Source organism: Prevotella sp. P5-92, from assembly GCF_002251245.1.
Classification (GTDB): Bacteria; Bacteroidota; Bacteroidia; order Bacteroidales; family Bacteroidaceae; genus Prevotella.
In genome coordinates this window covers 20870-46638 of record NZ_NPJG01000123.1, presented here as the reverse complement: position 1 = coordinate 46638, position 25769 = coordinate 20870, and the positions used below count along the sequence as shown (strand labels likewise).

The window sequence follows — 25769 nt, the reverse complement described above, 5'->3', positions numbered from 1 at the left end:
ACATAAATTATCAAAAAAATCGGTTTTAGTTGCATTATTATGCTATTTTTAGGATTATTGGTGACATAATGATAATGTAAATGTTATTTTTGGTGAATTATTTGTTTTTATGTAAATAATGTATTACCTTTGCAAAACAAAAACAATAACAACCAATAATTTTATGGCTTTAATAAAATCAATAAAAGGTCTTACACCCAAATGGGGTCGTGACTGTTATTTCAGCGAAAATGCCACTATCGTAGGTGAAGTTACGATGGGCGATGAGTGTTCAATATGGTTTAACGCTGTTGTACGTGGCGATGTGGCTCCTATCACCATAGGCAATCGCACCAATGTACAGGACGGTTCTTGTATTCATGTAACCAATACCACCGGGCCAACTGTAATAGGCAATGATGTTACCATAGGTCATAATGCCACTGTGCATGCTTGTACCATCCGAGATGGTGCTTTGATAGGTATGGGTGCTACGTTGCTCGACCATTGTGACATTGGCGAGGGAGCAGTAGTAGCGGCAGGAGCTCTTGTATTGCAAAACACGAAGATTGGTGCTCATGAACTATGGGGAGGTGTACCTGCAAAGTTTATCAAGCATACGCGTACTGATCAAGCGGAGAACTTCGGCCGCCACTATGTAGAGTATTCCAAGTGGTACTTGGAGGAGGAGTAATTTACTCCGCCTCCGGTGCCTTGTCTATCAAGTCCATAAACTGGTCGAGTTTTGGAGTGATGATAATCTGAGTACGACGGTTACGCTGCTTTCCTACCTCGGTGCTGTTGTTGGTGAGAGGGTTGTATTCGCCACGTCCTCCTGCTGTCAGACGCTTAGGATCTACACCATACTCGTTCTGCAGTGCTTGAACCACACTTGAGGCACGAAGGCACGAGAGGTCCCAGTTGTTGCGTATGTTCTTCATCGAGGCAGCAGTTGTGTTAACGGGCACGTTGTCGGTATTACCTTCTATAAGCACATCGTAGTCTTTGTAATCCTTGATGATTTTTGCGATCTTGCTTAGTGTTTCAGCGGCGCGGTCGTTGATTTCGTAAGAACCGCTCTTGTAGAGCATGTTGTCTGCGAGTGATATATATACTACACCCTTCAGCACCTGTACATCCACTTCTTTCATTTCCTCTTTGCTCAGCGAGCGAGTGAGGTTGTTGGTGAGTACCATATTCAGCGAGTCGCTCTTGCTCTTCACTTCAACGAGGTGGCGTATATACTGGTTTGACTCGTTAATCTGGTCAACGAGTTTTTCTATGCTCACATTGTTTTGGCTTGCATTACTGAGACTCTTGTCGAGTGAGTTCTGTAGTGCTGCATAGTCCTTCTTCTGCTGAGCCAGTTGGTCTTCAAGCGAAGCGATACGTGCTTTGTTGGCAGCCAGCATCTCCTTGGCATCTTGATAATTACGTGTGAGCTCTTTGTTCTCATTTTGGCAATTTTCCAAATCTTTCTTGCTTGCGCAGCTGCTCATGAAGAGTACAGCCGACAGCGAAATGATAATTACACTCTTGTTCATAATAATATCTATTTTCAATATGTTTGCGTATTTAAGACGTTTATCTAAAGAAGAAGTAAGGGCGGCTTAACTGTAATTAACGTATAAGCCGCCTTTTTATTGTTGTTTTACACTTTTGGTGTTGTCAGAACTGTAGAATCTGAAGCACCTTGGCTATGGTCTTGGAATGTTTTATTGTCCACGTGCCATAAAGCTGCCTGATGTTCTGTGGAAGAACATTGGTGTCTCGCATGTTTCTTAGCAGTTCTCTCAGTGGTCGTCCTGGGTGAGCCTGGTCGTCGTTCATTACTCCGGCAATGGCCAACGCTCTGTTAGCTTCAATATCGCCGATTTTTGTTTTGCCATTTCTTGACATATAGTCATCAAGGCATTTTTGGATAGTTTGCAAGTTACAATTCATAGTGCCGTATTATATTAAAGTGGTTTTTATTATGCAGTGCAAATATAGGCATTTTTCTTATTGGTTGCAATATAAACACCTAATATTTTTTATATTTTAACCTCACTTTAATGTTTTATATGACAAATTGTAACCTCGGTGTTCCAAATGTACTATCTTATGAAGTTTGTTTTCACCGGAATCTCATGTTCAGGTAGTTGTACGCCTGCGTTTCGTCCAGCCTCGATACATTTTAATATCCATGCCATATTACGTGCCAACTGACGCATTGTCTGCATACCTTCGAGGTCTTGTCTCACCTCGTCGGGTGTGTTGCCGTGTACCTCGTTCCAGTATTTTGACGACACAACAGGCATACAAGCGATGGTAAAGTAGCGGTTCATGTCTTCAAAGGCTCCCTGAGCACCTCCACGACGACAGCTTACTATGGCTGCTGCCGGTTTGTTGAAAAACAGTGAAGCCTTAGAGCAGAAAGCCCTATCCATAAATGGCTTTATGAACCCAGATGTGCCAGCAAAATGAACAGGTGTGCCAAATACAAATGCATCTGTCTCTGCCACTTTTTCAAGGAAGTCGTTTACGGTGTCTTTGTCGTTCCAACAACGTTTTGTCTCTGTGCAATGACCGCATCCTATACAGCCCATTATTGCCTTGTTGCCACACCAGAATTCTTCAGTTTCAATGCCCAGACGCTGCAGTTCGTCAGCTATCTCCTGCAGTGCAGTATGCGTGCAGCCGTTATTGTGTTGGCTACCGTTAACCAATAATACTTTCATTGTAATATCTTATTTTTTTGTTGCTTTTACGAAATATAATATAAGGAGAATGTAAGCGGCTATAGAACAAATCTCGCTCATCGGGTTTGCCCACCATTCTGAGTAGTTGAACGACACTCCGGCAAAGCGCAGGAGAGCACTAAGCACACCCATCAGAGCTCCTCCGGCAATGAATCCTGAAGCCAAGAGATTGCCTTTTTCGCCACGCTCGCTGTTTGTGGAAGAGTCTTTTGAGCGGGTGGTGACATACCAGTTGATGGCTCCGCCCACAAGTAGAGGTATGTTGAGTTCCATAGGGATAAACATGCCGAGAGCAAATGCCAATGCGGGAATTCTTAACAAGGTAAGGACAATAGCGAGTACGGCTCCGATGCCATAGAGCAACCATGGCGCACCGATGCCGTTCATCAGAGGGTCGATAACAGCAGCCATGGCATTTGCCTGCGGAGCTGCCAACTGTCCTGATGCAAAGCCGTAAGTCTCGTTGAGCAACATCATCACTCCACCGACAGTGGCAGCGGAGACAAGAGTGCCGAGGAATTTCCACGACTCTTGTTTCTTTGGTGTGGTGCCCAGCCAGTAGCCGATCTTAAGGTCGGTGATGAATGCGCCAGCCATAGACAGTGCAGTACAAACCACGCCTCCCATGATTAGTGCAGCTACCATGCCTCCTGTTCCTTTCATGCCTACTGCCACCATCACAACAGAGGCAAGGATAAGGGTCATAAGAGTCATTCCAGAGACAGGGTTGGTGCCTACGATGGCAATGGCGTTGGCTGCAACGGTGGTGAAAAGGAATGCGATGACAGCTACGAGCACTATACCAACAACTGCAAATAGCAAGTTGCCTTCCATCACTCCAAACCAGAAGAAGAGGAATATCAATGCAATGGTGATAACCGAGCCTATGGCAATGACCTTAAACGAGATGTCTCGTTGGGTGCGCAACTCTTCTTTTGAGGTGGTGTCCTTGCCCTTCATCTCGCGAGCGGCAAGACCTACAGCGCTCTTTATTATGCCCCACGACTTGATGATGCCAATTATTCCCGCCATGGCAATGCCGCCAATGCCTATACTCTTACCGTATGAGCGGAATATCTCTTCAGGACTCATCTCGCCTACGGTAGCCGTAATAGACGGATCCCATTGGTTGAGCACCATGTCGCCAAAGAACAACGACATGCCCGGCACTATCAACCACCATACAGCAAGCGAACCAACGCATATTATGAATGCATACTTAAGGCCAATGATATAACCTAAGCCAAGGACGGCAGCTCCAGTGTTGATTTTGAACACCAGTTTTGCCTTGTCTGCAAGCTGCGAACCCAGTTCGAAACAACGTGTTGTGAAGTTCTCGTTCCACCATCCGAATGTGCTGACGATGAAATCATAAATACCGCCAATGGCGCCTGCCAAAAGCAACGGCTTGGCCTGTGCTCCTCCCTTAGCTCCGCTTACGAGAACCTGTGTGGTAGCGGTAGCTTCAGGGAAAGGATACTTACCATGCATATTGCTAACGAAATACTTTCTGAAAGGGATAAGAAACAATATGCCTATTATGCCTCCAAGTAGCGAGGCAATGAATATCTTGAGAAACGAAGCACTCATTTCCGGATACTTTGCTTGGAGAATGTAAATGGCGGGAAGGGTGAATATAGCTCCAGCCACAACAGCTCCTGAACAGGCTCCGATACTCTGAATGATGACATTCTCACCGAGAGCGTTCTTGCGCTTCGCTGCCGTTGACATGCCTACCGCGATGATGGCTATAGGTATCGCGGCCTCAAACACCTGACCTACCCTCAAACCGAGATAAGCAGCGGCTGCCGAGAAAAGCATAGCCATCAGTACTCCCCATGTGACCGACCATGCATTGACTTCTGAATAGTTCTTCTTTGGGTCCATTATCGGCTGATAATGTTCGCCCTCTCTTAGTTCCCGGAATGCATTCTCGGGCAACTGGATGTTGTTCATTTCTTCCATTTATCGTTTTGTATTTTTTTGCAAGGGTAATGCAAATCGAGAGCAAAATCAACAAGCTTGCTTGATTGTTTTGCCGAGATGTCGTTTACATTATGCAAAGGTAATGCAAAACAAACAAAAATAAAAGTTTTTTTCCTTTTAATTTTGTATTTCCCTCAAAATAGACGAAATTCTTATGCTCAAAATAGAAAATATATTCTCTTTTCTTTCGCTAAATCGATTTTTTGCATTACCTTTGCACCCGAAAACGATTTATTTCATGCGTCCTGATAGTTCAATGGATAGAACAACTCTCTCCTAAAGAGTAGATCCGGGTTCGATTCCCGGTCGGGATACGATAAGAAAAAATGAAATACGCCGACATTATCCTTCCTTTGCCCCTTGAAGGCTTTTTTACTTATTCTGTCCCTGAGTCAATAGACACAGAAGGACTGAAGGGATGTCGTGTGGTGGTGCCTTTTGGCAAAACCAAGACATACGTTGGTCTCGTAGCTAATGTACATGAGAATAAGCCTCAGGGATATATAGTAAAACCATTGAAACAACAACTTGACACCAGGCCTGTAGTGGACGAGTTGCAGATGAGACTTTGGCAATGGATTTCCGATTATTACCTCGCTCCAATGGGCGACATCTACAAGGCCGCTCTTCCGTCAGGACTGAAGACAGAAGACGGCTATAAGCCTTCCACCGAACTATATGTCACTCTTGCTCCTCCATTCAGAAGTGAGCCAGCCCTACATATTGCCCTTAATATGCTGAAGAAGTCGAAGAAACAACTCGACGTCTTCACATGTTATCTGCAAATGTCGCATTGGGACTCCTGTTGTGGCAATACTTCGGAAGGAGACGACATGCAAAATATAGAAGGCGTGGTGGAGATAACACGCGACGAACTGCTCAATGCCTCCTCTCAAACTCTTGCCAACGTTACGGCTCTTGTGAAAAGAGGGCTGCTCACTACATACGAGAAGGAGGTGGGACGACTAAACGATGGCGGGCAACCCAACCCGGAGAGGATTGCTCCTTTGAGCCAAGCACAACATTTTGCCTACGATAGTATTGTCAGTCAGATGATGCAGAAGAATGTTGTACTGTTGCATGGAGTGACTTCAAGTGGAAAAACCGAAATATACATTCACCTTATTCAACAAGAGATAGACCGCGGCCGTCAGGTATTATACCTATTGCCTGAAATAGCGCTGACGGTGCAGATAATGACAAGGTTGAAGAAGGTGTTTGGCAGAAGACTCGGCATTTACCATTCCAAATATTCTGATGCAGAACGTGTGGAGATATGGCAAAAACAACTCTCCGACTCACCATATGACGTAATTCTCGGTGCCCGCTCGGCTGTGCTGTTGCCTTTTAAAAAACTCGGTCTCGTAATAATCGACGAAGAACACGAGACGAGTTATAAACAACAAGATCCCGCTCCGCGGTACCATGCACGCAGCGTGGCATTGGTGTTGGCACAGATGACAGGAGCAAAGACACTTCTCGGAACAGCTACGCCTTGTATAGAGACCTATCGTAATGCAACAACAGGAAAGTATGGTCTCGTGAGTCTTACTACACGATACAGTGGTGTAGAGATGCCTGAGACCGAAGTGGTTGACCTGAAAGATCTGAAAAAACGGAAGATGATGGTTGGGATGTTCTCGCCTTTGTTGTTGTCGAGGATAAGACAGGCTCTGGAAAAAGGCAAACAGGCCATTGTGTTCCAAAATCGCCGTGGCTATGCCCCTATGGTGGAATGCAAACATTGTGGATGGACTCCAAGGTGTAACCATTGCGACGTGAGTCTTACGCTTCATCGCACCGCGGGACTGCTGTCGTGTCACTATTGTGGAGCGGCATACTCTATACCCGAGGTGTGTCCAGCCTGCGGTTGTAAAGAACTGCGTCCGAAAGGCAGCGGTACAGAGCGCATAGAGGATGCGCTTCACGAGGCCTTTCCCGATGCACGCATAGCACGCATGGATCTTGACACCACACGTACAAGACATGCCTATGAGCGTATCATTCGCGACTTCTCAGACGGTCGTACCAATATTCTGATAGGCACGCAGATGGTAACCAAAGGACTTGACTTTGGCAATGTTAGCGTCGTGGGGATACTTAATGCCGATAATATGCTTAACTATCCCGATTTCCGTGCTTATGAACATGCTTTTATGATGATGTCACAGGTGGGTGGACGAGCCGGACGTAGGGGAAAGCAAGGCCTCGTGGTTCTTCAGACCCATTCCCCCCAGCTGCCCATCATACATCAGGTGGTATGTGGCGATTATACGGGTTTCTATAATAGCCAGCTCTCGGAACGTCTGAGGTTTCATTATCCGCCGTTCTATAAACTTATCTATGTCTATCTCAAACACACGCAAAACGAAATTGTGGAACAAGCGTCGCTGACGCTGGCAAGTTGGCTCAAACAGTGGTTTGGCGAACGCATACAGGGTCCTGCCAAACCTGAGATAGGAAAGGTGAACAAACTCAATATACGCATGATAATGATAAAGCTCGAGAATGGTATCGACATGAAGATGGTGCGCCAATATCTTGCCAAAGCCCGTACGACACTATTGTCCGACAAGCGTTTCTCTACACTTACCGCATACTATGATGTCGATCCTTTGTAAGCCTTATCTATCTCTCTTTGTCACTATGGCTATTGTCTTCATCCTCAGATAGTCTTCCGACATGTAGATGAGACCTTTATGGGCATTTGACCTACCCCACGAGTTTTTCATTATATAAAATGTCTGGCCTTGCTTGTCGTGGGCCATGCCGATTATTGCCATACAGTGGTCGTCGGTAGTGTGGCGACAGAGGAATTCCTTCTTGCGCAACATGTCGGTTGGTGTGGGACTGTCTTTCGGCATTACTGCCACTCCCCGACGAAACGAGAATCCTGGTTCGCTTATGTCGCCTTCCCAGCAGACGCCGTACCCTTTGGTTACTGCTTGTCTGATGCGACAAACGAGCGAGTCGAGGGTTACATTGAAAAACATGTTGTGATGCCTGTTGTCTGGCAGTTCAAGGTCAACGTATGTGTTGTAATGATGATGAGCGAAACTGGTAAGTGCTTCGTAGTCTGACGACAGTGCCACGCTACGTCCGAATTCTTCGGGAGTGTATTGTGCTCCAAGCATATACACATGGGGTGGGAGAGAGCCGAGGCTACTGTCGAGGAGAGTGGATAGAAGACTGAAATACTTTTCAGGGTCAGCCTTGCTGTTTATGGCTTTCCGGGCGATGGCCATGGTCTTTGCTGCCAGCGAGTGAGAGTCAGCCGCGCTATCGTCAGTCTGTTTTGAAGAACAATAGCTGTTGAACGGCATTGCGCCATACAAGTCGATAAGGCGTAGCAAGTCTGGTGCAGTACCGCTGTCCCACACTTTTTCTGTCCCGCCAGTGAGCACAGCCCTGTTGTATTGTTCTTCCATCAGTCGGCGTACAGTATAGTCGGCAGACAGGTTTACCGAGTCGCCCAGTGTTATTCTGTCTGTCTCTATCGTGGCCAACATAGCGTATATCCAGCAAGTGCGTCCCAGTCCTTGGTTTTTCACTGGCGTGTATCCGTTGATGACGTCGATGGTGAAGCTGTAGCTATGCGTGTTTTTTTGTTGTCGTTTGCCGCAAGCCATTGTCAAAACCATCAAAGCATAAGCCGCAAGGGTGAAGTATATGATTCTTTTTGTCATGTCGTTCTGCAGTTTTTGTTGTGCAAAAGTAATAAAACGAACCGATGAGACAAAATAAAATGAGTTAAATTATCGGCATATTTGATATTATTTCAGATTTTATCATTACTTTTGCGCTCGAAATGAAGAAAGTAGTGTTTTTTATGTTGCTGATGTTGTGCTCCACTGCTATGGATGCACAGACAGACAATCCGCAGGGCGACGACATCTCGGAGGCTGTGGACAATCCCTCTTTTGTGCCTACGGTAAAGGTGTCGAAGGTGATAGACCAGGGCGACAGCATACCATATATGGAGATGAGCAACGTCTATGTATATCCACAATTGGCTTTCGACAGCAAGAAGAATCTCAATGCATATCTGCGACTGGTGAGAAATGTGAAGAAGGTGCTTCCCATTGCCAAAGAGGCCAACCATATCATTATAGAGACATGCGAGTATTTAGAGACATTGCCCAACAAGAAAGCCCGCGACGAGCATCTTAAGCTTGTAGAGAAGTGTATAGTAAAGGAGTATAAGCCACGAATGAAAAAACTCACATATTCCCAAGGTAAGTTGCTGATAAAGCTTATACACAGGGAGTGCGACACATCGTCTTACGACATTGTGAAAGCGGTGTTAGGACCTGTAAGGGCTGGCTTTTGGCAGGCTTTTGCCTGGTGTTTCGGTGCAAATCTAAAAAAAGGATACGACCCGGAAGGTACAGACAGGTTGACTGAGCGGGTGGTTCTTATGGTCGAAGCCGGCCAGTTGTAGGATTCTACAACGAGCCGGCTTCATACACGTAACCAATTTCTTTCTCATTAAAATATTGTATGCTACTCTTCATGTCTCACGACATTCTTGAGCATTGTATGTAGGATAGTTTGTCTTTCGAGTGCAAAGGTACGATTATTATACGAACTATCATACATATTTTGCAAAAAAATAGCCGTAAACGTTTGCGTATCGAAAGTCTTTCCTATTCGCTATAAATCACTTGTATGACGGTCTGGCCAACGGCTTTCAGGGTGGAGGCGTCGATGTTCTCCATCGTGTCGTTTATAGTGTGCCACGTAGGTCCAAACGAACTTTGCGGACACGACTCAAAATAGGGAATGATATCGATGGTAGGTATTTTCAGCTTCTCGTTCACAGGGATGTGGTCGTCGGTGATCATGCCGCCGTCGTTATTTGGAAACATCGACGAGTGGCCTATCACATGTGCGGCTTTCCATACCTTCTCTACGATATCCTTGGCATAGTGTTTCGACATGCCTTCGTGTGAGAATGTGGCGCCTGCGCCTCCCACCATGTCGAGCAGTATGCCAAATCGTGCCTTGTATCCTTTCTTGTGAGGATTCTCCGCCCAATACTGTGCTCCAAGAGCCCACGAGTTGCCGTCATCAGCGGCGTCGCTCCACTGAGGTACGCCCCAGTCTTCAGCGTCGAAGCATACGAAGTCGATGCCAATGGCAAGACTGTCGTCGCGGCCTATGAGACGTGCCAGTTCGAGCATGACGGCTACTCCCGATGCGCCATCGTTTGCCCCCATGACGGGTTTTCTCCAGTTGGCGCTGTCGGCATCGTTGTCAGCCCATGGCCGGGTGTCCCAGTGTGCGCAGAGAAGGATGCGGTCTGTGGCCTGAGTATTGTGTGAGGCTATGATATTTGTAGAACGTAGCGGTGTACCGTCATATCCCTTTAGTGTCGTCTTCTGTTCCGTCACTTCGAGTCCAAACTCCCTGAACTTGTCGGCAATCCATTGTCCGCACTTGTCGTGTGCCTCGCTGTTCATGGTGCGTGGTCCGAAGTCGCACTGTGCCTTGCAGTAAGCGTAGGCGCTGTCTGCCGAGAATTCTGGTCCCACCACGACATTGTTGGCATCGGTCTCTTTGCTCAAGGTCGTTTGTTTTGAGTTTCCGCATGATAACAGCAGTAGTGCCATCAATGTAAGAACGAGGTTTTTCTTCATGATTCCTTTGTTAATGTATCTTTTCATGACTATTATCTTTTTTGTATTTCTGCCATTACCCTCATGAAGTTTCCTCCCATGATGAGCTGTATATCTTGAGCATTGTAGCGTCGTGACAGCAGATGTCGTGTGAAGTTTAATATCTCCGATGCGTTGGCAATGCCTTTTACTCCGCCGTCGCCGTCAAAGTCGGTGCCCAGTCCCACGTGTTCTATGCCCATAATGCTGATGGCATGTTCGAGATGTCTCAGGGCGTCGATAACTGTTGCCTCCCCGTCGGTGCGCAGGAATCCTGGGTAGAGTGTTATCTGAGCCACTCCTCCGTGTTTTGCCAGTTGCCGCATCTGGTCGTCGGTGAGGTTTCTTGGGTGGTCGCACAGAGCCTTGCAGCTGCTGTGGCTGCACACTATAGGCAGGCGGCTTATTTCCAGGGCGTCGTAGAAGCTTTTCTCTCCAGCATGACTCAAGTCGGTCATGATGCCAAGGCGGTTCATCTCGCCTATCACCTTTTCTCCCAGTCGGCTTATGCCGTTGTGTGTGTTACAACCCTTGGCACTGTCGCAGATGTCGTTGTCGCCATTATGGCAGAGGGTGATATACACCACTCCTCGTTGTGCAAAGTGTTTTATGTTTTGTGGGTCGCCGTTGATGGCGAGGGCGTTCTCTATGCCGAGCATTATCGATTTTCTGCCGTGGCGTTTGTCTTCATATAGTTCTCTTGGTGTGCGTGCGATGCTTATATATTCCTTACGTTGTGCCACAATGTTTTCTATACGGTCGAAAATCATGTTGGCATAGTCCATTGGTGTGGCATTTCTCATACTCTCGTCAGAGGGGTACATCTTTCTCACTATCGACGAGAAGCTCTCGCCCATTTTTGGTTGTGGAAGATACGCCACCATGATCGTTGCGTCAAGTCGTCCTTCTGTCATCTTCTCAAGATCGACAAGTGCCTTCGGTTCGCGTCTGTCGAAGCTTATGCCTTGCGGGAAGAGCATCGGCGTGTCGCAGTGTGTGTCGAGAGTAAGTATCTTGTGATGAAGGAGTTTGGTTTCGTCGTATAGCGATGCTTGTTTTATGAGCCACTTAAATAACGGCAATCCCTCTTCCATACATTCCGGATGCCATTGTACGCCTAAAATGGGTTTATATTCGCAGCTTTCTATGGCTTCGATGATGCCGTCTTTTGATTTTGCCGCGACCTTGAAGCGTATGCCGGGGTTGTCAACTGCCTGATGGTGAAAGGAGTTGACAGGCAGGCGGTCTTGCTTGTAAATGTCGTGCAAGATGGAGTCGGGATAGATGTCGATGGTGTGTGTGGCTTCGCTTCGCGCTGCGTCCTGACTGTGTTTTATGAGGTTAGCATGGTGGCTGATGTCTTGTTCCACATGTCCGCCAAGGGCCATAGCAAGAGTCTGGATGCCTCGACAGATGCCAAGCATAGGTATCTGTCGGTTGAAGGCCAGTCTTGTGATGAGTAGTTCGGGCAGGTCGCGTTCGCTATTGATGGTGTGTAGTAGGGTAGAGGGTTCCTCTCCGCAGAATAGCGGGTTATAGTCTCCGCCGCCGCTAAGCAGCAGTCCGTCGATATGTTCGAGGGTGTTGATAATGACGTCGGTGTCGTCAGTTGGCGGTATGACGATTGGCACTCCGCCGGCTTTGATTACCGCCTTGTAATAGTATTGACTCAGGCGTTGTTCGCCATCTGCATAATTAGCAGTAATGCCGATTACCGGTTGCCTTTTGGCTTCCGGAAATCGGTCATATACATTGTTTAATATGTTCTCCCAGTCGAATTTGTTGTCCATGAGATTATTCGTCCACTTTCACGTCTATTTCCCTTTTTATGCTTTGTTCAAGAGATATAAGTGTCTCGGTAGCTACAACGCCGGGAATGTCTTGTAGTTGTCCGTTCAGCAGGTGCATCAGCTGTTCGTTGTCTCTGGCATATAGTTTCACGAGCATGGTGTAAGGTCCGGTAGTGAAGTGACACTCAACGATTTCTGGAATATGTTGAAGTCTTTCAACTACGTCCTTGTACATGCTACCTCTTTCGAGTGTGATGCCTACGTAAGTGCAAGTAGAGTAGCCAAGCGACTTAGGATTTACGTCAAACCCGCTTCCCATGATGACATTGCCTTCGATGAGATGTTGTACGCGTTGGTGAATGGCTGCACGAGATACGTTACATTCAGCGGCTACATCCTTGAATGGAATCCTTGCGTTTTTAGACAATATTCTCAATATCTTCTTGTCCAGGTTGTCTATTTTCTCCATTTTTTCTCAACTTTTATCGGTATGTTTGCAAATTGTCAGCAAAAGTAATGCTTTTTATTGAATTAGTCAAGAAAAAATTGCAAAAAATATACAAAATGACTATTTTTTCACAATTTCAATAAGTTCAACCGTGAAAATGAGCGCACTATAAGGCTTTATCATGCCGGAATCGCGCTCGCCATAAGCAAGGTTGTAGGGGATGTACAGCTCCCACTTACTGCCCACTGGCATGAGTGTAAGGGCTTCGGTCCATCCGGTTATCACCTGGTTTGCTGCAAATTCCACAGGTTTGTCACCGTGTTTTGCCGAAGAGTCGAAGACGGTTCCATCTACCAGGCGTCCCTCGTAGTTCACCTTCACGCGGTCGGTGGCTTTTGGTTTCTCGCCAGTGCCTTCGACGATGACCTTATACTGCAGTCCGCTGGCTGTGGTGTGTACGCTGTCTTTCTTCGCGTTTTCGGCAAGGAAAGTCTCTCCTGCGCGGCGGTTTGGCCCGTAGAGCTTTTCAATCTTCGCTTCCTTGGCCTCTGTCATCATGTCTTTGAAGAGAAGTTCGGCGTTTTCCACCTTATACATAGTAGTGTCGCCGTTGAGGGCATCCACGAAGCCTCTTATGGCGATGCTCTCCACGAGCGAGTCGGGCGAGTCTTTCAGTTCGCGAGCTATGCCGGCGAGCATTCTTTCCTTCAGTTGTTTTGCAATGTCCATACCTGCCGAATAGGCTTTATACTGAGGGCTATCGGCCGAGGCAATAGCTTCTTCAAATCCGCTGATGAAGTCTGCCATATAAGCTGTGTCGATGCCTAACGACTGCTGCAGGAAAGGCACGAGTCCTTTGGTCATGCTCATGCCGGCAACGTAGCTCAGCGTGTCTGACTCGCTGTTCATCACTACGGCGTTCTTCACTGCCTTAGGGGTTTTGGTCTTTTTCTTCCCTGCGTACCCTTCAACGCAAAATGCACCCGCCATGATCATGGCGAGTGCAATTATCTTCATACTGTGTCTCATTATTTCTCGATTCCAAGAAGTTCAATCTTAAAGATGAGAACAGAGAATGGCTTGATGTCGCCCTGCTCACGCTCGCCGTAAGCCAGTTCCTGTGGGATATACACTTCCCAAACAGAGCCTACAGGCATGTGAACCATAGCGTCTGTCCATCCCTTGATGGTCTGGTTGCAGCGGAGCTTGAGAGGCTGGTTGCGCTTGTAAGAGCTGTCAAACACCTTGCCGTCGATGGTGCGACCCTCGTAGTTGCAAGATACCATTGAGGTGTCGGCTGGGATAGGACCATTGCCTTCCTTGATCACCTTGTACTGAACGCCGCTTGGCAGAGTCTTGATGCCTTCCTTGCTCTTGTTGGCAGCCATAAACTCCTCGCCCTTCTTCTTATTGTCGCCATACTTGGCTTCCATGGTCTTAGCTTTCAGCTGCTGCATCTTTGTCTGTGCCATCATGCCAGCCTCCTGAACAGTCATGATACCATTCTTGCCAGTAACGCCAGAAACGAAACCTGCCATGAAGTTCTTCAGCGAGATGGTCTTTGTAGAGTCGTCGCCAAACACTTCGTGGTTGATGCCCATAACCATCTGGTTGCTTATCTGCTGACCAATCTGGATACCAGCATAGTAAGCGGCTTTCTTCTTGTCGTCGCCAGCGTTTGCACCCTCGTTCAGACCCTTGATAAACTCCTTCATGTAGGTTGTGTCAACACCCATGCGTCCTACGAGATATTCCTTCAGACCCTGTGTCTGAGCCATACCGATGGCGTAGCTCATTGAGTCAACATCGCTCTTGAGGTTTGCCTTAGGAGTCGAGTTGCCGCACGACATGATTGACATTGCGGCGATGGCCGATGCGGCCATGAATGTTAATTTCTTCATTTTCTTTATTATTTTTGTTTTATTCTTGATTGTCTTATTTTACTTCGATAAGCTCAACGTCGAAGATGAGGGTGGAGAATGGAGGGATAGTCTGTCCGGCACCGCTCTCTCCGTAGCCCAGGAGATAAGGTATGAAGAAGCGGTATTTTGCTCCTTCCTGCATCAGCTGGAGACCTTCTGTCCATCCGGCTATCACCTGCTGGAGGCCGAAGGTGGCTGGCTCGCCACGCTGTACGCTACTGTCAAACAGAGTGCCGTCGATGAGGAATCCTTCGTAGTGGCACTTCACGCTGTCGGTGGCTTTTGGCTTGCGGCCGTTGCCTTCCTTCAGCACCTGGTATTGAAGTCCGCTCTTGGTGGTCACTACACCTTCTTTCTTTGCGTTCTCGGCAAGATACTTCTCGCCAGCCTCTTTAGCAGCCTTGCCCTTCTCTGCCATTTCGGCCTGAATCTTCTGTTCCTGCTTAGCGAAATAGTCTTGCACGATATTCTGTGCCTCGTGGTTTGACATCTTCAGTTCGTTACCTGCTACCACGTCCTTGATTGCGGCGGCGAAGTCATCGATACTCAAGTCGTTGGCGCCCATTTGTGCCAATTGACGACCGATGCCCAAGCCTAAAGCATAGCTTAATTTGTCCATTTTCTTCTTCTTATATAATGTGTTATATTCTAAAAAACGTGCAAAGATACCACTTTTTTTTTATTTCCTCTTGTTATTTCGATAAAAATTAGTATTTTTGTACATTCTTAATAAGAATTCTTGATTTATTCATTAAAAAACATAGCTTTATGAAGAAAATTGTGGTTTTAACTGGTGCAGGTATGTCGGCTGAGAGTGGACTTTCCACCTTTCGCGATGCCGACGGACTTTGGGAGCAGTATCCCGTGCAGAAGGTGGCCTCTCATGAAGGATGGCTCGCCGATCCTGTCTTTGTTAATGACTTCTATAACATGTTGAGAGGAAAGATGCTCGACAAACGGCCTTGTCGGGGACACGAGCTGGTGGCTGAACTGGAAAAGTATTACGACGTAACGGTTGTTACGCAAAACGTTGACAATCTCCACGAGCAGGCTGGTTCATCAAAGGTCATTCATCTTCATGGCGAACTGATGAAGGCTTGTTCGAGCGACAATCCAGACGACACCCGCTATCATGTCCAACTGACTGCCGACCACTATGAAGTGGCTCCAGGAGAGAAGGCTGGCGACGGTTCGTTGCTCCGCCCGTTCATCGTCTTCTTTGGCGAAGCTGTGCCGATGATTACCGTTGCCGCTGAGGCTGTTATGGAGGCCGACATGCTTATCATCATCGGTACGTCGCTCGCTGTATATCCCGCTGCCGGACTCATACGCTATACAAAACCCGGCATCCCCATCTATCTCATCGACCCGAAGCCCGTGACGGCCTATGGCAACATCACGTATATAGCAAAGGGCGCAAGCGATGGCATGGCTGAACTAATGGAGAAGCTGAACATAAGCGAATAGACTGCCATTTGTTTCACCAGGAAACATTTTTTCTGGGGGAAACAGACAACATTTACAGTAAACAACAGATACAACGATAGTCATGAAGATAGACAAGGCAGCCCGAATAAGACGGGCAGAAGAACTTTTCGTGGCAGGATACAACTGCTCACAGTCGGTAGTGGCGGCTTTTGCCGACATCTACGGTTATACAGAAGAACAGGCTCTGAAACTCAGTGCCGGAATGGGCGGCGGTATGGGACGACTGCGCATGACATGCGGAGCCGTAAGCGCCATGGCCATACTTGCAGGCATGGATTGCGGTTCGGCTGACCCTAACGACCGTGAGGGCAAGTCAAACAACTACAAGGTGGTGCAAGAGCTTTGCGAACGGTTTAAGGAAGAGCACCATTCGCTGGTGTGTGCCGAACTGCTCAACCTGAGGAAAGGGGCTCCCCTGAGCTATGAAGCATCAGAACGCACAGCCGAGTACTATAAGACCCGACCGTGCGTCAATATGGTGGTCACTGCCGCAAGAATATTTGCGAAGTACCTTGAAAAAGAGTAGTTTATTTTATGGAATAATCTCCCGGATATACTGCTTATTCGAGAGATTTTTTCCCCTCGTTAGAGCTTAATATCCACGCCTACGCCAATCACACGATTGGTGCGGGTGAACGAGTTCTTCACTCCCATGGCGTCAGGAGCTTTGTCATAGTCGTCGTAAAGAGTCTGGAACCATGCCGCATTCACCTTCACCTTGTCTGTGATGTTGTAGCCTATGCCAAGGCCGTAGGAATAAGAACTTAGGTTGAACGAAATGTCATTCATGCCGGCATCCTTGAAATCGTATGCCGTACGCTGCATACCAGCACTTATCTGAAGTTTCCTGCTGATATCGTACTCGGCACCAAAGAGATACTCGTTGCTGTCGCCCAGCATGTCCTTGGTGTATTGCTTTGTATCTACGTCGAAGTAGTGATGCCAGCCTGCCATGACGCGAAGTGATGGTAAGATTTCGTACTGTGCGCCCAAGGTGAGCAGGGCAGGAGAGTCTTCGTCAACCTTTTCACCATCCTTAAACTTGTTGACCGCAGAGATGAGGCTTGCCTCCTTTACCGTCGATTTGTTCTTCATCCTCATGCGTGTCTTAAACTCATACTTTGCGGCAAGGTTCAGACCGCCTATCTTATAGTCAATGCCAATGATAGGTGCCACGCCCCATGCTGTCTGGTCGCACATCAGGTTCACGCCATTGCGGTAAGGCTCAAGCATGTTGAGGCTTCCTTCGGCACCCTGGAGTGTCTCCTTGGTGGTGAGCAGTTGCTGCTGTGTGGCCTGGAGTTCTGCCAACTTTCCTGTAAGTTCAGCCGGTACTGGCACTCCGGCAGCCTCTATGTCCTGCTGCACCTGTGCTATACCGCCAGCCACCAAAGGCAGGGTTTCCTCTATCTGAGCCAATCCGTTTATCACGGTCGTGTTTGCACCGTCGAGAAACTTGTCAAAAGCCACTGCTCCATTCGCCGTGTTCACCTTAATATTATTAACAGCAGCCTTGTATGAGGCATTGCCGTAGAGAAGTCTCAGACCGCCATATACCGAGAGATTCTCGTTCACCTTATATGCCGTTCCGGCCGTGAAACCAAAGTAGTATTGGCGTCCTTCCATAAACGCGTTCATGTCGTAGCCAGTGGCGCCAAAGGCCTTCAGCTGTGTGGCAATCAATCCGATAGCCGACTCAAACGTAGGGATGCCATAGTCGAACGTACACTTGCCGCCACCGCCGGTGATGGCAAAGCCAAACTGATAGCTCCACTTGCCTTTGTTGTAGGCAGCCTGCAAAGAGGGAATGACAGGAGCGTCGGCCTCGCCTTCAAACTCCTTGAACTCGCTGCCGTTGTTGCTCATTCCTAACTTGTAGAGATTTGACCATGACGATACCGTACGAGTCTGATGAGCATTCTGTATGTTGAGCGAGAGATGGAAACCCTCGCCGAGGAATGCCACACCAGCGGGGTTGCTGTAAACACCATCTATGCCTATGGCGGCATCACGGGCTGGATTGCGGAGAAAACTTACATTCTGATTAGTGTTGGTCAACAGACCACCTGCCATAACTGTTTGCGCTGCGGCTAAAACCATAGCCATACAGCTTAATTTTATCTTTTTCATTAATATAATTTATTCTAAATTCGCCGCAAAGTTACTAATATTGTTCTGAAATTCCATTATCTATACTCTTCTCTTAACCATTATTAACTATAATTCCTCTCTTTTCTGCACATTCCATCTCATCTGTGCATTATTCTGCAAATAACCCATATGCGCCTGTTTTTCTTGTATAAATCATTTTTCTTTGGAAAATGACCCACGATACGACGAGTACTTCAAGCAACGACAAGAAGCAAAAAGTCGTACACGCCCGCTCAAATGCAGTGCATGACAGCACATAGAGCCGATTATTTAGAACGAGAGATAATTAACAGAATTACACGAGCCGTGTGCGAGGAAAGTCGCATGCACGGTTCTTGAAGGGGAAAGCGGGGGAAACCCCGCAGACCTACTTAGATATAATAATTATACCTTTATATGAAAAAGAATATTTGCATATTATTTATGTTTTTAGCTGTTTATCTATCAGCTGTTACTACTCAGCACCCCTGATAATCTTGCCTCAAAATCCTTTGTTTACAAGGTGATGAGTACGTGAGTTCAACATAGAACTGCAATTTCTGGTAGATTTCGTAAATTTGCGCTTGCTAGTTTAATCCGAGAGTAGTTACGTAGTATAGGTCTTGGTTAATATCTGTTAAAAGTGGTTCTTCTGCAATTTAGTTGAAGAGCACATGTTCAAGTATGAGTTTATTCTTCAACAGATTGATACGTCGATTATTATTACTATTGCGCAAAAATTAACATATTCGCACAATGGAAGGAATAAGAAAGCATCATCGTTCACTTGTCAACTGAATACCCTATTCAGTTGACAACTGATTGCCCTATTCAGTTGACGACTGATTACCCTATTCAGTTGACGACTGATTACCCTATTCAGTTAGCAACTGATTACCCTATTCAGTTAGCAACTGATTACCTGACTTATACTGGAACATGTGCTCTTCAACTAAATTGCAGAAGAACCTTAAAAGTTAACTTGTTACCGGTTAACTGGTAACTTTCCCCATTTTCCCTCTCCCGCGACCAAAATATTGTTACCACGCGTGGAATTTATTTTTTCCTCGCGTGGTAGCAAAACGCAACCCTGCCGCCACCCCTTCCTCTTATGGCCTTTGAGAGTGGAAGCCGTGTGTGGGGAGAAGGTAACTACTCAGCACCTTATAAACAAAGGAACATGATGATTTACCTTACTGCTTTACAACAGCAAGTATAGCCTTGTATTTCCGACTACGTTAAAAATATACAAAATACACAACCTTGTATAACACAACCTTGTGTATTTTGTGTGTTTTCACTATATTTGCACTGGTTCTTCATGCAATAGAGTTCCAAAGAAAATAAAAAAATATGCTCAACAAAGCAAGACAAAACAACATAATACATGGAAATGGAAATAAATAACGGAATACTTAAACGAAGCTATATGCTCTTGGGTGACGACACGATGCACACTCTTGCCTCGCTCCGTGTCATCGTCTTTGGCGTTGGTGGGGTAGGGTCGTGGTGTGCTGAGAGTCTTGTCCGCTCAGGAGTGGCGCATCTCACTATTGTTGACAGCGACCGAGTGTGTGTCACCAATATCAACCGACAGGCCATGGCCACTACAAAGACCGTCGGACAGGTAAAGGTGGAGGCTCTCAAAGAGCGCCTTCTTGACATTAATCCTTCTGCTGATATCGTGGCCATACAACAGGTGTTCTGCGAAGATACAGCCGCGGATTTTGATCTCGACAGTTACGACTATATCGTGGATGCCATTGACTCGCTCAAAGACAAAGCGTTGCTCATAGAACTTGCCTGTCATAGCAAGGCTCGCTTTTTCTCTTCTATGGGAGCAGCCCTGAAGATGGATCCGACGAAGGTGCAAGTGGCAGAGTTCTGGAAGGTGAAAGGCTGTCCGCTCGCCCGTGCGTTGCGTCAGCGGTTTAACAAGCTGAAGCGTAAACCGGCGCGCAAGTTCAAGTGTGTGTTCAGTGAGGAATTACTAAAGAACCGTGGTGAGAATGTTGCTTGCGACACCGATCAGTGTCAGGGCCCATCACGCGTCAATGGTTCAGTGATGCACATCACAGCAATATTTGGGTTGACTATTGCCGGACTTATTCTCAATGAGGTGTATAACAAGAGTCGGTCGGGAATGTCCTATCACGAATAGGAAAAATCCCCCGTTGCTTTAGGGCAATTCTTTTTGCCAGAGACAGGATTTGATGTACCTTTGCAGCAGAAATATTAATCAAGGTTACATCTCTCTCAAGATTTGAATTTATATATGTAGTAAGGTAAAGAAGATTGGTTCAGGAAACAATGGTTTTTGTTTAGGTTAGTTATTTTAGGTTTTTTGTTAGATTGTTTATTGAAAACAAGACTCCCCGTGGCAGTGGTTGTCACGGGGAGTCATTTTTTTTTGCCTAAAAGGCGATATGTACTTGTTACACTTTCGATTAGTCTTCCTTAATCTTACGACCCATTGTCAAGAAGGCAATAGGAGCAGCGATGAAGATTGAAGAGCAAGTACCGAAGATAACACCGAGAATCATTGCGAACGAGAAGCTGCGGATGCTGTCACCACCGAGGATGAAGATACACAGAAGCACGATCAATGTAGTTACAGAGGTGTTGATGGTACGTGCCAAGGTCTGGTTCAGCGAGTCGTTGAACAGCTGCTGACGGTCGCGCTTGGGGAAGAGGTTGAAGTTCTCGCGTACACGGTCGAACACTACCACCTTGTCGTTGATAGAGTAACCGATAACGGTCAGGATAGCACCGATGAAGGTCTGGTCGATCTCGAGTGAGATAGGCAGGATGCCCCAGAGTGCTGAGTAAAGACCGATTACCACGAGAGCGTCAAGAGCCAAGGCAATGGTAGAACCTACAGAGTAAGCTACATTGCGGAAGCGCAAGAGTATATAGAGGAAGATGGCGATGAGGGCGAATACGACGCTCACGATGGCTCCATAGGTGATGTCCTTAGCTACAGAAGGACCGACCTTAGTAGAGCTGATGATAGAACCGCCTGCGCGTACATCTGGATTCTTAAATGCTTCAACGCTCTTCTGTGTAACAAGACCTGCGTTAGACATAGCCTTGTAGAGAATGTTTTCGCATTCGTCATCTACTGTCGGGTCGTTAGACTCAATCTTGTAGTTGGTAGATACACGGATGGTCTTGCCGTCGGTACCAAGGGCAATGGCGCTGACGTTAGCCTCGCCGTATGCTCCCTGAAGTGCCTCGCGCACCTGCTCAGGTTCTACTGCCTTCTCCAGTTTGACTACGTAGTTGCGACCACCGGTGAAGTCGATGCTCTTGCTCAAGCCACGCACACCGAGGCAGATGATGAGCAGAACGGCTGCAATGCCCCAAATGGTGAAGGTCTTCTTATACATGCCCATGAAGTGGAACTTAGTGTTCTGCATGAGGTTCTTGGAGAAACCTGTAGAGAAGGTGAGGTTAAGCCACTTGTCGTGATTCATCTGACGCTCATAAACAAGGCGTGTGAGATATACAGCGGTGAAGAATGAGCAGAAGATACCGATGATAAGTGTGGTGGCAAAACCACGGATAGGACCAGTACCGAAGACGTAGAGGATGACACCGGTAATGATAGATGTCAAGTTAGAGTCAAAGATGGCCGAGAAGGCGTTGGCATAACCTTTCTTTATTGCCTCACGCACGTTGAGGCCGGCACGAAGCTCTTCCTTGGTACGCTCGTAGATAAGCACGTTAGCATCGACAGCCATACCCAACGAGAGCACGATACCTGCGATACCTGGCATGGTAAGAGCTGCCTGGAATGAAGTGAGGATACCGAGTGTGAAGAAGAGGTTGAAGATGAGGGCGATGTTGGCCATCATACCCGGGATGACGCCATAGAGGCAGAGCATATAGATCATCAGAAGCACGAAAGCCACAATGAACGAGATGACACCCTGTTGGATAGACTGTGCTCCGAGAGAAGGACCAACGACCTCTTCCTGTACGATGCGGGTTGGTGCCGGCATCTTACCAGAGTTAAGAGTGTTAGCAAGGTCTTTGGTGTCTTCGATAGTGAAGTTACCTGAAATCTCAGAGTTTCCACCAGGAATCTCACCATTGACGCGTGGTGCGCTATATACAGTACCGTCGAGGACGATAGCTATGGCACGACCGATGTTCATCTTGGTGAGCTGAGCCCAGCGGCGTGCACCGTCAGAGTTCATCTGCATCGATACGTTTGGCTGGCCATACTGCGAGAAGCCGTCCTTAGCTGAGGTGATGACGTCACCTTCCAGTGGGGCGCGACCCGAAGGCTCTGTAACTTTTATGGCGTGAAGTTCATAGATGTTGCCCTTGGTGTCGAAATCAGCTGGTTTTGCACTCCAGAGAAGCTTGAGGTCAGATGGCAACACCTGCTTTGCCACTTCTGAATAGATAATCTTGTTGACATCGGCTGTGTCGCGTGCCATTGCATAACCCACAGTGCTCAGGCCCTGGCCTTGTACTGGCTGGAATACGGCAAACAGAGGGTTCTGCTTCTTCATTGCCTCTGCTGTCTTGTCAGCCTTGGCGTCAGTCTTCTTTAGCTTGGCGAGTGCAGAAGCATTCTCAGTGGTAGCTTTTGCAGAGTCAGCCTCAACAGAAGCTGTCTCGGCTGCGGCTTCAGCCTTTGTAGAGTCGGCAGGAGCAACCTCTTCAGCAGCGTCGCCTGCAGCATAGCGCTGGTTGAGCTGTGCGAGAAGGGGAACGATTTCCTGACTGTTGTATGTCTCCCAGAACTCGAGGTTGGCACTACCCTGGAGGAGCTTACGTACACGCTCTGGCTCTTTGATACCAGGCATCTCGACCATGATACGACCAGACTGTCCCTCCAGCTTCTGAATGTTTGGCTGAACAACACCGAACTTGTCGATACGATTGCGAACTACGAGGAAAGAGTTGTCAACTGCTGACTGAACCTCAGCACGTACGGCAGCCTCTACCTCAGAGTCAGAGCTCTGGGTGCTTACCTTGCCCTTCATCTGCTGAGTGGCAAACACCTCGGCGAGGCGATGGCCAGGAGCGTTCTGCTTGTAGTACTTGATGAAGAGCGACACGAAGTCAGCCTGACTTGTCTCTTCTTCTTTCTTTGCCTGCTCCATCGACTTGGTGAAGGCTGCGTCTGTCTTGTGGTCGGCGAGAACGGCGACAACGTCTGGTACAGACACTTCGAGGATTACATTCATACCGCCCTTCAGGTCAAGTCCGAGGCCGATCTCCATTTCTCGGCATTGCTTAAGCGAATAAGCGCCGAGGTACACTTTTTCGTTCATGATAGAGTCGAGGTATTCCTGTCCTGCCTCTTCGCCCATCGCTGCCGCCTTGTTTTCGTAGTGGCGAGTAACGAACGAGAAGGAGAGATAGAATACGCACACCAGTATCAAGACAAGTGCGATAAACTTTACAATTCCTTTGTTTTGCATTTTGTTATTATTGTTTTTTAATTTATTATTGTCGCTTCTATGCCTAAAAAGAGCGTGCAAATATAATGAATTTTTTACAATTTGGAAAAGAAATTATCGTTTTTCTTTCTTTTTTTATGGTTTGTAGCCAAATTTTAGCCAGCAATAGATGGGATAATGGTCAGATGCGTGGATTTTATTGTCAACCTTGCAGTTGAATGGAGTGAAGTGTCCTGAGCACAAGATATTGTCAATACGCACGTTAAAGCCTTTCTGATTATATGACAAACCAGGACCATTTGCCGTTTCCATATAGCAGTCGGTGAGCTCTTCTGCCACCTTACGATGGGTATAGGATATCGGGGTGTCGTTAAAGTCGCCGCACACTATGATTGGAGTGTCTTTGTGTGATCTGATAAACTCTGCCACGAGGTCAGCTTGGGGCCCGCGAAGGCGTACTGCCTCACTCAGTTTGTGGGCAATATACCGCGTCTCCTTTTTCATCGTGTCGCGTTCGAGGTCGCCTTTGATGATGTTTTTGTATCGGGTCTTGTCATTGGCCGTGAGTCTGTTGCTCTCAAAGTGGTTGTTGATGACTATCACCTTGCGGCCATTGATGTCAAGCCAACAGGCAAGGCTACCGTTGCGTAACGATTCATAGTGTATCTGTTGGTGTCGCTCTATAGGGAAGCGCGAATAGACGCCGAGTGCATTGGCGCTATCTGAGCCAACTTTGATGCGGACGCTGTGGGCGTAGAGACTGTCAAGATGCACCTTAGGGTGCAGCCAGTCGCCAAGGTCTTCCTGAAGGCAGAGAATGTCTGCCTTGCTGCTTTTGATATAGTCGATGATACGCATGAAGCTGTTGCCGTTGTCTGCTTCGTCATACACATAGCCGTGTACGTTGAACGAGAGCACTTTGATGCTTCCTATCGGTGTCTCGTGAGGAATATTCATCGGGATGTATTTCCTTACTGGCACATAGCACAAGACGAAGCCTAAGAGGGGGATGAACACCATCCTCCGGCAGAAGATGAGCCAGAAGAACAGAAACATTACGTTGATGACAAGGATGATGGGGAAGGTAAGGCCGACGGTGGCCAATAGAGGATGGTCCGCGGGGTTGACATAGTCAGAAAACCCCACGGCAAACATTGTCATTATGGTTGCAATATTTGCACCGGCAATGACTTTACGGGTAAACTCCTTTATGTTGATGATCATTCCTTGCTGCTGTCAAAGAGTTTTTGTTTCTCTTCCTTCGTAAGACTGTCGTATCCGCTACGGCGTATCTTGTCGAGAATGCGGTCTATCTCTTCTTGATTCGCTTTCTTGCGGGCGTTGTACTCCCAATCGTCGTTGACAGATGCTCCACCTTTGTGTACTTTCATCTTTGCGTTACGCCTGCGTTCAAAGCTGTCTTTAAGACGGTCGAAGAACTGCTGGCCGCGTGACGGTCCGTATCCTGATGTGGGATGATTGTTCCAATAGCGTATCATCAGATATCCGAAGAGCATACCGCCAAGGTGAGCCATATGGGCCACGTTGTCGCCTGATGAACTCATGGCAGAGAACAGCTCTATGGCAACGTAGAACATAACAAACCATTTGGCCTTGATGGGGATGGGAAGTGGGAAAATAAATATGCGCTCGTTGGGGAAGATCATTCCGAAGGCGAGAAGAATGGCATATACGGCTCCTGAAGCACCTATGGTAGTCCAGCCGTTGAGCTGTGTTGACAACTGCTGGCCTATGGCAAAGATGTCGGATAAGTGTACGTAAGGATTCTGTCCACTGATGGTGAGATAGAAGGAGAAAAACTGTGCCACTTCCTGTAGAAGACCTGCTCCCACACCGCACGAGATGTAATAAAATAAGAATTTCCTTGGACCCCATACGTTTTCTATCACCATGCCGAACATCCATAGCGCGAACATGTTGAACAGGATATGGGTGAATCCGGCGTGAAGGAACATGTATGTGACGAGTTGCCATGCCTGGAAGTCGCTTGCCATAAAGAAGTGAAGTCCGCAAATGTCGTTGAGGTCTATGCCTCGCAGTTGTAACATCCATGTAGCCAAGAATGCTATGATGTTGACCAATAGTAGGTTTTTGGTCACTACTGGAATATTTCTCATGATTTTTTTGCCTTTCTTTTATTATTGTTGTTACTATTTGGGCGCAAAATTACTAAAAATATCCGTTATA

General features: G+C 47.2%; 21 protein-coding genes and 1 tRNA gene. 7 read left to right on the top strand and 15 right to left on the bottom strand.

Translation table 11 applies throughout. The features are described 5' to 3' along the window. Positions 1–163: 163 nt before the first annotated feature. Positions 164–673: a gamma carbonic anhydrase family protein gene (locus CIK99_RS12470; protein ID WP_094381817.1), complete on the top strand. Its 510-nt coding sequence runs from the start codon at positions 164–166 to the stop codon at positions 671–673. A gap of 1 nt (position 674) precedes the next feature. On the opposite strand, the gene CIK99_RS12465 is transcribed toward CIK99_RS12470, so the two are convergent. The 4 genes from CIK99_RS12465 to CIK99_RS12450 all read right to left on the bottom strand — a co-directional run bounded on the left by CIK99_RS12465 (position 675) and on the right by CIK99_RS12450 (position 4685). Next, positions 675–1523 carry an OmpA family protein gene (locus CIK99_RS12465; protein ID WP_094381816.1) on the bottom strand — a complete coding sequence of 283 codons (849 nt, stop codon included), beginning with the start codon at positions 1521–1523 and terminating at the stop codon, positions 675–677. Positions 1524–1647: 124 nt separating this feature from the next. Continuing rightward, positions 1648–1878 carry a hypothetical protein gene (locus CIK99_RS12460; RefSeq protein WP_094381815.1) on the bottom strand — a complete coding sequence of 77 codons (231 nt, stop codon included), beginning with the start codon at positions 1876–1878 and terminating at the stop codon, positions 1648–1650. 197 nt (positions 1879–2075) lie between these two features. Further along, a complete protein-coding gene (locus tag CIK99_RS12455) occupies positions 2076–2699 on the bottom strand; it encodes a flavodoxin family protein (RefSeq protein WP_094381814.1) in 624 nt (207 codons plus the stop codon). Positions 2700–2708: 9 nt separating this feature from the next. Beyond that, a complete protein-coding gene (locus CIK99_RS12450; RefSeq protein WP_094381813.1) occupies positions 2709–4685 on the bottom strand; it encodes an OPT family oligopeptide transporter in 1977 nt (658 codons plus the stop codon). A 263-nt stretch (positions 4686–4948) separates the two neighbouring features. Here CIK99_RS12450 and CIK99_RS12445 point away from each other — a divergent pair. Together CIK99_RS12445 and priA are read left to right on the top strand one after the other, a co-directional pair. Further along, a tRNA-Arg gene (locus CIK99_RS12445) sits at positions 4949–5020 on the top strand. A gap of 12 nt (positions 5021–5032) precedes the next feature. Beyond that, positions 5033–7327, top strand: a complete 2295-nt coding sequence (gene priA / locus CIK99_RS12440) for a primosomal protein N' (RefSeq protein WP_094381812.1) — start codon at positions 5033–5035, stop codon at positions 7325–7327. A gap of 3 nt (positions 7328–7330) precedes the next feature. Here priA and CIK99_RS12435 read toward each other — a convergent pair whose 3' ends face one another. Further along, positions 7331–8392: a C1 family peptidase gene (locus tag CIK99_RS12435; protein ID WP_094381811.1), complete on the bottom strand. Its 1062-nt coding sequence runs from the start codon at positions 8390–8392 to the stop codon at positions 7331–7333. A 122-nt stretch (positions 8393–8514) separates the two neighbouring features. Between CIK99_RS12435 and CIK99_RS12430 the strand changes: the two genes are divergently transcribed. Beyond that, positions 8515–9147 carry a DUF4294 domain-containing protein gene (locus CIK99_RS12430; protein ID WP_094381810.1) on the top strand — a complete coding sequence of 211 codons (633 nt, stop codon included), beginning with the start codon at positions 8515–8517 and terminating at the stop codon, positions 9145–9147. Positions 9148–9352: 205 nt separating this feature from the next. Here the strand turns inward: CIK99_RS12430 and CIK99_RS12425 are convergent, their stop codons facing one another. The 6 genes from CIK99_RS12425 to CIK99_RS12400 all read right to left on the bottom strand — a co-directional run bounded on the left by CIK99_RS12425 (position 9353) and on the right by CIK99_RS12400 (position 15142). Continuing rightward, positions 9353–10345, bottom strand: a complete 993-nt coding sequence (locus CIK99_RS12425) for a M28 family peptidase (RefSeq protein WP_094381845.1) — start codon at positions 10343–10345, stop codon at positions 9353–9355. A 32-nt stretch (positions 10346–10377) separates the two neighbouring features. After that, positions 10378–12153 (bottom strand): membrane dipeptidase, encoded by a 1776-nt coding sequence (locus CIK99_RS12420; RefSeq protein ID WP_094381809.1) that lies wholly within the window; start codon positions 12151–12153, stop codon positions 10378–10380. Between the two features lie 4 nt (positions 12154–12157). After that, positions 12158–12622: an Lrp/AsnC family transcriptional regulator gene (locus CIK99_RS12415; RefSeq protein ID WP_094381808.1), complete on the bottom strand. Its 465-nt coding sequence runs from the start codon at positions 12620–12622 to the stop codon at positions 12158–12160. 99 nt (positions 12623–12721) lie between these two features. After that, entirely contained in the window at positions 12722–13618 is an 897-nt protein-coding gene (locus tag CIK99_RS12410) for an FKBP-type peptidyl-prolyl cis-trans isomerase (protein ID WP_158215985.1), read from the bottom strand. An 11-nt stretch (positions 13619–13629) separates the two neighbouring features. Continuing rightward, on the bottom strand, positions 13630–14502 hold the full coding sequence (locus CIK99_RS12405; protein ID WP_094381806.1) for an FKBP-type peptidyl-prolyl cis-trans isomerase: 873 nt from the start codon (positions 14500–14502) through the stop codon (positions 13630–13632). A 34-nt stretch (positions 14503–14536) separates the two neighbouring features. Next, entirely contained in the window at positions 14537–15142 is a 606-nt protein-coding gene (locus CIK99_RS12400; protein ID WP_094381805.1) for an FKBP-type peptidyl-prolyl cis-trans isomerase, read from the bottom strand. Positions 15143–15291: 149 nt separating this feature from the next. On the opposite strand from CIK99_RS12400, the gene CIK99_RS12395 reads away from it, so the two are divergent. Continuing rightward, complete coding sequence (locus CIK99_RS12395) at positions 15292–15990, top strand: NAD-dependent deacylase (protein ID WP_094381804.1); 699 nt, start codon at positions 15292–15294, stop codon at positions 15988–15990. Between the two features lie 82 nt (positions 15991–16072). Next, the gene (locus CIK99_RS12390) at positions 16073–16537 is read left to right on the top strand and encodes a C-GCAxxG-C-C family protein (protein ID WP_094381803.1); all 465 of its coding nucleotides are present in this window, start codon (positions 16073–16075) and stop codon (positions 16535–16537) included. A 59-nt stretch (positions 16538–16596) separates the two neighbouring features. Here the strand turns inward: CIK99_RS12390 and CIK99_RS12385 are convergent, their stop codons facing one another. Further along, complete coding sequence (locus tag CIK99_RS12385; RefSeq protein ID WP_094381844.1) at positions 16597–18117, bottom strand: OmpP1/FadL family transporter; 1521 nt, start codon at positions 18115–18117, stop codon at positions 16597–16599. A 1417-nt stretch (positions 18118–19534) separates the two neighbouring features. On the opposite strand from CIK99_RS12385, the gene CIK99_RS12380 reads away from it, so the two are divergent. After that, on the top strand, positions 19535–20302 hold the full coding sequence (locus tag CIK99_RS12380; protein WP_094381843.1) for a ThiF family adenylyltransferase: 768 nt from the start codon (positions 19535–19537) through the stop codon (positions 20300–20302). A gap of 286 nt (positions 20303–20588) precedes the next feature. On the opposite strand, the gene secDF is transcribed toward CIK99_RS12380, so the two are convergent. From secDF to CIK99_RS12365, 3 genes are all read right to left on the bottom strand, one after another. Next, on the bottom strand, positions 20589–23582 hold the full coding sequence (gene secDF / locus CIK99_RS12375; protein WP_094381802.1) for a protein translocase subunit SecDF: 2994 nt from the start codon (positions 23580–23582) through the stop codon (positions 20589–20591). A gap of 114 nt (positions 23583–23696) precedes the next feature. After that, positions 23697–24785, bottom strand: a complete 1089-nt coding sequence (locus CIK99_RS12370) for an endonuclease/exonuclease/phosphatase family protein (RefSeq protein ID WP_254047806.1) — start codon at positions 24783–24785, stop codon at positions 23697–23699. Beyond that, positions 24782–25699, bottom strand: coding sequence for a rhomboid family intramembrane serine protease (locus tag CIK99_RS12365; RefSeq protein WP_094381801.1), 918 nt, complete (start codon positions 25697–25699; stop codon positions 24782–24784). The genes CIK99_RS12370 and CIK99_RS12365 overlap by 4 nt, the downstream gene beginning before the upstream one ends. Positions 25700–25769 lie beyond the last annotated feature (70 nt).